This window comes from Tardiphaga sp., from assembly GCF_025356345.1.
Classification (GTDB): domain Bacteria; phylum Pseudomonadota; class Alphaproteobacteria; order Rhizobiales; family Xanthobacteraceae; genus Tardiphaga.
In genome coordinates this window covers 1-7,797 of sequence record NZ_JANXTC010000178.1, presented here as the reverse complement: position 1 = coordinate 7,797, position 7,797 = coordinate 1, and the positions used below count along the sequence as shown (strand labels likewise).

The 7,797-nt window shown below is 61.9% G+C and carries 10 protein-coding genes and 1 tRNA gene; 5 read left to right on the top strand and 6 right to left on the bottom strand.

The features are described from left to right. Positions 1-579: thioredoxin (trxA, locus tag Q0S16_RS10540; RefSeq protein WP_295847935.1), on the bottom strand; the 579-nt coding region annotated here is incomplete at its 3' end. 298 nt (positions 580-877) lie between these two features. Here trxA and Q0S16_RS10535 point away from each other — a divergent pair. From Q0S16_RS10535 to Q0S16_RS10525, 3 genes are all read left to right on the top strand, one after another. Further along, positions 878-952, top strand: a tRNA-Gly gene (locus Q0S16_RS10535). Positions 953-1,114: 162 nt separating this feature from the next. Then, a complete protein-coding gene (locus Q0S16_RS10530; RefSeq protein ID WP_295847934.1) occupies positions 1,115-1,558 on the top strand; it encodes a hypothetical protein in 444 nt (147 codons plus the stop codon). A gap of 5 nt (positions 1,559-1,563) precedes the next feature. Beyond that, a complete protein-coding gene (locus Q0S16_RS10525) occupies positions 1,564-2,496 on the top strand; it encodes a DUF5996 family protein (RefSeq protein WP_295847933.1) in 933 nt (310 codons plus the stop codon). Position 2,497: 1 nt separating this feature from the next. On the opposite strand, the gene Q0S16_RS10520 is transcribed toward Q0S16_RS10525, so the two are convergent. Beyond that, entirely contained in the window at positions 2,498-2,794 is a 297-nt protein-coding gene (locus tag Q0S16_RS10520; protein WP_295847931.1) for a hypothetical protein, read from the bottom strand. Beyond that, the gene (locus Q0S16_RS10515) at positions 2,791-3,000 is read right to left on the bottom strand and encodes a hypothetical protein (RefSeq protein WP_295847930.1); all 210 of its coding nucleotides are present in this window, start codon (positions 2,998-3,000) and stop codon (positions 2,791-2,793) included. The genes Q0S16_RS10520 and Q0S16_RS10515 overlap by 4 nt, the downstream gene beginning before the upstream one ends. Before the next feature lie 240 nt (positions 3,001-3,240). Between Q0S16_RS10515 and Q0S16_RS10510 the strand changes: the two genes are divergently transcribed. Together Q0S16_RS10510 and Q0S16_RS10505 are read left to right on the top strand one after the other, a co-directional pair. Next, positions 3,241-4,497: a PQQ-dependent sugar dehydrogenase gene (locus tag Q0S16_RS10510; protein ID WP_295847928.1), complete on the top strand. Its 1,257-nt coding sequence runs from the start codon at positions 3,241-3,243 to the stop codon at positions 4,495-4,497. Between the two features lie 188 nt (positions 4,498-4,685). After that, the gene (locus tag Q0S16_RS10505; RefSeq protein WP_295847937.1) at positions 4,686-5,273 is read left to right on the top strand and encodes a c-type cytochrome; all 588 of its coding nucleotides are present in this window, start codon (positions 4,686-4,688) and stop codon (positions 5,271-5,273) included. A gap of 57 nt (positions 5,274-5,330) precedes the next feature. Here Q0S16_RS10505 and panE read toward each other — a convergent pair whose 3' ends face one another. From panE to Q0S16_RS10490, 3 genes are all read right to left on the bottom strand, one after another. Continuing rightward, positions 5,331-6,251, bottom strand: coding sequence for a 2-dehydropantoate 2-reductase (panE, locus tag Q0S16_RS10500; protein ID WP_295847925.1), 921 nt, complete (start codon positions 6,249-6,251; stop codon positions 5,331-5,333). A 159-nt stretch (positions 6,252-6,410) separates the two neighbouring features. Further along, positions 6,411-7,148 (bottom strand): SDR family oxidoreductase, encoded by a 738-nt coding sequence (locus Q0S16_RS10495; protein ID WP_295847923.1) that lies wholly within the window; start codon positions 7,146-7,148, stop codon positions 6,411-6,413. Positions 7,149-7,298: 150 nt separating this feature from the next. Then, the coding region (locus Q0S16_RS10490; RefSeq protein ID WP_295847921.1) for a 2-hydroxychromene-2-carboxylate isomerase at positions 7,299-7,797 on the bottom strand (499 nt) is incomplete at its 5' end.

Genomic DNA, 7,797 nt, shown 5'->3' with positions numbered 1-7,797 from the left:
CACCAGCTCCAGTGTCTGCTTGGCCTGCTCGATCGCACCGCTTTCCAGGTAACAGCGGGCCAGACCGGCCAGCGCCGGGATGCTGGTGGCGTCAGCGGCAATGATCTCGCCGTAAATCGAGGCAGCGGTCGCCGGATCGCCTTCGGCGAGAATGGCCTCCGCCTCCTGCAGCAGCTCGGCGGTGGTCGGCTCGGCACCGGGGATACCCGCGGTGAGCTTGTCGATGAAGGCGGTGACCTGGCTTTCCGGCACCGCCCCCATGAAGCCGTCGGCGGGCTGGCCGTTGACGAAGGCGATCACGGCGGGAATCGACTGGATGCCCATCTGGCCCGGTATTTCCGGATGCTCGTCGATGTTCATCTTCACCAGCTTGACCCGGCCCTTGGCGGCGGTGACCGCTTTTTCGATGATCGGGGTCAGCGTGCGGCACGGGCCGCACCACGGCGCCCAGAAGTCGATCAACACCGGCTGGTGCTTGGACTCCTCGATGACGTCCTGCACGAAGCTCTGGGTGGTGGTTTCCTTGATGAGCGCGGTTGCCTGCGGCGTCGATGCGCCGCCCTGTTCCAGAATGGTCACGTGAACCTCGCTTGATGTCTCTAAAAATCTCGCCGCTTCTAGCACAGCCCATAATTTAAATGGCGCTCACGGGCGCATTTTTCAATCGGGTAAAAATGACCCGCTTCGGCGCTGATTCGGGCCAAGCGCCGCCCTTTTGACGGTAACCGGGCGGTTTCGGACCCTAATCCGCCGCTCGGCCGATGAAAACGCGTTAACCGAGCCAATTTTCCCTGCAGTCTGGCTGTTGCATTCGTCAGCCGCATTTGGCATAGGTCTGCGCGTTGGCGGTGCGCAAGCGTCGCCCAGCTTCTCGGATGCGGGTGTAGCTCAGTGGTAGAGCACGACCTTGCCAAGGTCGGGGTCGAGGGTTCGAATCCCTTCGCCCGCTCCAGAATTTCTTGGCTCTTCCTGGCGATCTCCGGATCGCTTCGGATTTCGATGACAAGCCGCCGCGAGGCGGCTTTGTCGTATCCGGGTTCCAGCGCTCGCATCGCTTGAATTCGTCAGACGTTGCGCAGACAATCGCGGCACTTCCAGATGGTGCGGACCGACGATGCCGGCGACGACAGATTCCAACCTCGAAATTGCCAAGCGCGCCAATGATGAGGCGCGTGCCGATTTTGCGACCTGGCTGATGATGGCGAAGCTGAACAGCATCGATGCGTTGCCGCAGGAATCGCAGTCCTTCTTCGCCGGCTACCGCGCGTTGCTGGCACGCCGGCAGTCCGAAGCGGCCGCGGCTGAGACCACCATTCAAATCGTGTACCGAAGCTATTATGCCCGCATGGGCGGCACCGGTACGCCTCCCCTCGTCAAGACGGCTCCGAGAACAAGACCAATGACCGACAATCACGGCGACAACGTCACGCCCTTCCGCAAGATCAAGCCGGAAAAGCCGCCGCAGCCCGAAAAGAGGAAGCTGCCGGTGGCGCTGATCTTCATCGGCCTGGTCGTGCTCGCGGTGCTGTATAATTACGTCAGCAAGGGAATGATCTGACGGCGATGGCCGGCTGGCCCGAACTGCCTTATGCCGCGTGGCGCGACAGCGCCGAAACGCTGCGGCTATGGAGCCAGATCGTCGGCAAGATCAGACTATCGAAAACGCCGTGGCTGAATCATTCCTGGCATGTCGTGCTCTATGTCACCCCGCGCGGGCTGACCACCTCGCCGATTGCGGATGGCGAAACCAGCTTCGAGATTGCCTTCGATTTTATCGACCACGTGCTCGATATCGAGACCAGCGGCGGCGCCCGCCGCAAGCTGCCGTTGCGGGCGCAGTCGGTTGCCGGTTTTTACGCGGAGCTGCTGGTGGCACTCGCCGATCTCGGCATCGCGGTCGAGATCGACGACATGCCGAACGAACTTGTCGATCCGCTCCGTTTCGGCGAAGATCATGTCCACGCCAGCTATGATGCCGATGCGGTGCGGCGCTTCGGGCGGGCGTTGCGGCAGGTCGACCGCGTCTTCAAGCCGTTTCGCACCGGCTTTATCGGCAAGGCCAGCCCGGTGCATTTCTTCTGGGGCAGCTTTGATCTGGCGGTGACACGGTTCTCGGGTCGCGCCGCGCCGACGCATCCCGGTGGCGTGCCGCATCTTTCCGACGACGTGGTGCGCGAAGCCTATTCGCATGAGGTTTCGAGCGCCGGCTTCTGGCCAGGCGGCGGGGCGATCGATTATCCCGCCTTCTATTCCTACGCCTATCCGGCGCCGGCGGGTTTCGCCGACGTGGTGGTGCGGCCGGAGGCCGCGTTCTTCAGCAAGGATCTTGGCGAATTCATCCTGCCTTATGATGCCGTGCGCACCGCGGAAAATCCCGACGCAATCCTGCTGCAATTTCTGCAAAGCACGTATGAGGCGGCCGCCAACCTTGGAAAATGGGATCGTGCGGCGCTGGAGTGTTTATCGGGAAAAGTGCGAATGACCCGTAGCGCGTAGTTCAGTCGGTACCGGGCAAGTCGTCGCGGGCCACATGCTGAATGTCCACGATTTCGATAAGTTCGAGCTTATGCCGATATTGATAGTAAAACTTGTACGGATATCGCTTCAGCGGAACGACGCGAATATCGAACCGGTTTTCAACCGGGGCACGCTCTCGGGAAATTGAGCAATCCTCCGCAGGGACAATGCGAATTGCCTGTGAAAGGCTCCGTATGATGATGGGTAATTTTTCGCTGATAAAGCCAATAATTCCAGCAAGCACCGTACGCGCTCTTTCGGAATAGATGACCTTCACGCAGGCCGATGCTTCTCGAACAGTTGCTCGACTTGCTCCGCCGTCGCGATGCGCCCTTCGCGAATATCGTTGAGGCCGAGATCGATTCCAGCGAGTTCCTCGGGCGTCGCGCGATAGGTCTTGGACTCGATCCGCGCGTCGATTTCACACGCAAGCTGAGCTAGTTGGAGCTGCGCCCATTCGGGCCAAGTCTCCGGCAATTGCATTACGCCTTAAAGAATTTTAGCCGCCATGACCTGAATTTAGCATGCCGGTCCCATTTGACGAGCAGAAATTGATGGCATCTCGCGATGTGCACGCGCAGCACTGCACTTCCGTACTTTCCACCCGCTGTGGATGTGCTAGCATTTTACCTGTCTGACCGGGCAAAACGGCAGGCAGGCGTTCGGGTTTGAATGTTGAAAACAACAACGCAGTCGCACTGCGGCTGCCCAGGGAGTGACGCGATGACATCGATCCTTTCTCGATCTGTTCTGGCGTGCGCTGCGATCCTCGCCATTGCCGGGATCAGCCAGGCCAGCGCTCAGGAAAAGCTCAAGAGCTACAAGTCTGATACCAAGGAATTCTGGACCCATCCGCCGGATGACTGGTTCCTTGGCGACGAGACCGAGGCGCAGAAGGGCCTGGCGCCGCCGTCCGGCCCGCCGACCGGCGCGTCCGACGCCGAACTCGCCGCCATGATGAAAAAGATCAAACTTCCGGCGGGTTTCAAGATCGAGGTCTATGCCTCCGGCGTGCTGGCGGCGCGGCAGATGGCGTGGGGCGACAATGGCACGCTGTTCGTCGGCTCGTTCGGGCTCGGCAACGTCTATGCGATCACCGACAAGGGCGGCAAGAAGGACGTCAAGACCGTGATCAAGGGGCTGAAGATGCCGACCGGAATCGCGTTCCGCGACGGCGCGCTCTACGTCATCGATATCGACAGACTGATCCGCTACGACAATGCCGAGGCCAATCTCGACAAGCTCGGCGATGGCAAGGTGGTCTATGACGACATGCCGTCCTTTGCCGCGCATGGCTGGAAATATCTGGCTGCCGACAAGGAGGGCTGGTTCTACGTGCCGTTCGGACCTCCCTTCAATATCGGCATCCCGCCGACCTCGCTGTCGCAGATCCGCCGCGTCGATCCCAAGACCGGTAATGCCGAGATCGTCGCCCTCGGCGTCCGTAACAGCGTCGGTGGCGACGTCGATCCGCGTAGCGGAAAATACTGGTTCACCGAAAACGCCCGTGACTGGGTCAGCGACGACCTGCCGAGCGACAAGCTCAACATGATCTCGAAGCTCGGCGAGCACTTCGGCTATCCGCATTGCCACCAGGGTGACATGCCGGATCCGAAATTCGCCATGGGTCACGCGTGTTCGGAATTCACGCCGCCGGTGCTGAATCTCGGCGCGCATGTGGCTCCTCTGGGGATGAAGTTCTACACCGGCGACCAATTCCCCGCCGAGTACAAGAACAACATCTTCATCGCCGAGCACGGCTCCTGGAACAGGCACAAATATCAGGGCGCGCGGATCAAGCGGGTGACCGCCGATCCGGATGGCAAGAATGCCAAGCAGGAAATCTTCGCCTCGGGCTGGATCGAGGGTGACCAGGGCTATCTCGGCCGTCCCGCCGATATCGTGCTGGCCAAGGATGGCTCGCTGCTGGTGGCCGACGACTGGGCCGGCGCGGTGTACCGCATCAGCTACGCGAAGTGAAATGACATAAGCGGGGGCCGGTGCGCTGGCCTCTCCACGTCATTGCGGGGAGCCAACGGGTCCGGCTTCGCCGGCCCGATGATAAACTCCGCGACGAAGCAATCCAGAAGGCCGCAAGGAAAGGCTGGATTGCTTCGTCGCAAGGGCTCCTCGCAATGACGGCTGTTAGGTCGGAAACTGGAATGCCAATGATACGCCAGCTGCCCCGTCTCGCCGCAAGTCTGATCCTTATCGCATTACTATCCTCTCCCCTTCACGCCGCCGATCTCGTCGCCGGCAAGGAAAAAGCCGAATTGTGCAGCGGCTGTCATGGCGAGGCCGGCATTTCGCAGACCGAGAACATTCCCTCGCTGGCGGCGCAGCCGGATGCCTTCATCCAGTGGCAGCTGGTGTTCTTCCGTTCCGGCACCCGCAAGAACGAGCAGATGCAGCCGATCGTCGATCAGCTCAGCAATGAGGATGTCCGTAATCTCGGTGCCTATTTTGCGTCACTGCCGCCGGCGCCGAAGAAGCCCGATGACAATCCCGACCTGTCGGCCAAGGGCGCGCAGGCCGCGGCGGGGCGGCGCTGCGCCTCGTGCCACACCGACAGCTATGCCGGTACCAAGGCGGTGGCGCGGATCGCCGGACAGCGCGAGGAATATCTCATCAAGGCGCTGCACGACTACAAATCAAGCACCCGCGCCGGCGGCGGCATGGCGGCGATGGCTGACGTCGCCTATTCCCTGAGCGAGGAGGAAATCGTCGCGCTGGCGCATTACCTGGCGCATTTATAGCTTGATGTCGTCCCGGACACGTCCGCGCTGTTGCGCGAGCTGGCCGGGACGCCAGAACTATCCCCGCTGCGCTTCGTAGGCCTTGAGGTGGACGTAGATCATCCGCAGCCGCGGCACCGGCGCCTTGGCGGCGTCGGCGCGGGCGATCAGATCGCCGATGATTTGGTCCGCCTCGATCGCGGCGTGATTCAGGATGTCGCGATACATCGAGGCGGTCATCTTCGAACCTTCCGCCGTCAGCATCGCGCCGCTACTTTCCAGAAAAGACGCACGAGGCACAAAGCCGCTGGCGGTCGCCACGGCGCTGCATTCGTCGCGAACGCCGAGAATGAAATCGCGGCCGCCGGGAGCGCCGACAATGTCGCCGATCGCAGCTCGCATGGCGCTGGTGCATCCGGCAATCGTGGCGAGGAAGATCCATTTCTCCCACATGTCCTGCAGGATGGCGTCGGAGGCCGCGCCGCCGAAATTGCCGGCGGCCATGATTCCGGCGATGGTCCTGACCCGGTCGGAGGCGGCGCCGCGGCGTTCGCCGAACGACAGCGATTGCATCGGCGCGAGCTGCACCACCTCGCGCTGCTCGTTGAGCGTGGCGGCGATCTTGCACTGGCCGCCAAGCACCGCGCCGGCGCCGAATTTCGCCTCGAGCACGTCGAGATGGCGCATGCCGTTCAGCAGCGGGATGATCGCGGTGCCGGGTCCGACCGCCGGCGCGAAGGAGGCCATCGCATCGTCGAGATCGAACGCCTTGCAGCTCAGAAGTACGACGTCGAATTTTTCGGCGAGTTTGTCGGCCTGCACGGTCGGGGGATTCTTCAGGGTGATGTCACCATGCGGGCTCCTGATCACCAGGCCGGCGCTGGCCAGTTCAGCGGCACGCTTCGGGCGGACCAGGAAGGTGACGTCGGCGCCGGATTGCAACAGCCGGCCGCCAAAATAACCGCCGATGGCACCGGCACCGACCACGAGAATACGCATGCTGTAAGTCCAGTTGTTGATGTTGAGACGGTGTCAGTGTCGTCCGTCATTGCGAGGAGCCTCTTGGCGACGAGGCAATCCAGAAAGCCGCAGGCACGGTAAGAACTGGATGGCTTCGTCGCAAGAGCTGCTCGCAATGACAGCGCAGAGTGATAGGCCTTACCACTTCTCGCCGAACGGGCGAATTTCCATTTCAAAGGTCCAGGCGCTGCGCGGCTGCTGGTAGAGCTGCCAGTACGACGCCGCGACGGAGGCCGGCGGCATCAGCAGATCGGGATTGTCGAGCGCCTCCTTGCCCCACAATTGTTCGCGGCGCTCGCGCACCCAGGCGGTGTCGACGCCGGAATCGATGATCAGATGCGCGACATGGATGTTCCGCGGACCGAGTTCGCGCGCCATCGATTGCGCAATGCCGCGCAGGCCGAATTTCGCCGACGCAAAGGCGGCGAAGCCGGAGCCGCCGCGCAGGCTCGCGGTGGCGCCGGTGAAGAAGATGTTGCCGCCGCCGCGCGCCGTCATCAGCCGCGCCGCCTCGCGTCCGGCGAGAAAGCCAGAATAGCACGCCATCTCCCAGACTTTCCTGAACACCCGCTCGGTGGTCTCGAGAATCGGAAAATTGACGTTGGCGCCGACATTGAAGATGCAGACTTCGAGTGGCGCATGCGCATCGGCATCGTTGAGAAACGCGGTGATCTCGTCCTCCTTGCGGGCGTCGAGCGAACGCGCCACGATGGTTCCGCCCGCCGCCTCGATCTCCGCGACCAGCGGCGCCAGCTTGTCGCCATTGCGGCGGCCGGCGAAGACAGTGAATCCTTCGGCGGCAAATTTCCTGACGATTTCCGCGCCGATAAAATCGCCGGCGCCGATCACGGCAACCGTGGCATTACGTTTTTGCATTGATTCTTCCTCGTAGCCCGGATGAGCGAAGCGACTTCCGGGATGTCGAATGTGTCGGTGCGCCGACCCCGGATATCGCTTCGCTCATCCGGGCTACAATCATTTCGCAGTTTCGCCAGCGCGCGGCGGCTTGAACCCATCCTGCGGCCGTCAGCGTGCGATCAGTTCTTCGATGTCGCGCAGCTGTTCCTTGCCGTAAAACATCTCGTCGCCGACATAGAAGGTCGGTGAACCGAACGCGCCGCGGTCGACGGCGAATTGCGTGTTGGCGACCAGCTTGGCCTTCACCTCGGGCTCCTGGCCGCGGGCCAGCAATTTGGCGCCGTCGAGGCCCGACGAATTGAGCGCGGCCACCGCGATTTCGGGATCGTCCATTTTCTTCGGTTCGCGCCACATGTGATGGAACGCGGCCTCGACATATTCCTTGAACACGCCTTCGAGCTGGGCCGCGATCGCCGCGCGCATCAGGTTCAGCGTGTTGACCGGAAAAAACGGGTTCATCACATAGGGCGCGACCTGGAAGCGCGCGATGAAACGCTCGGTCTCGATCTCATGAAACTCGCGCTTGTTCTTGATGCCCGCCAGCGCTTCGGCCGGTGACTTGTTGTTGGTGGCCTTAAAGATGCCGCCGAGCAGCACCGGGACATAG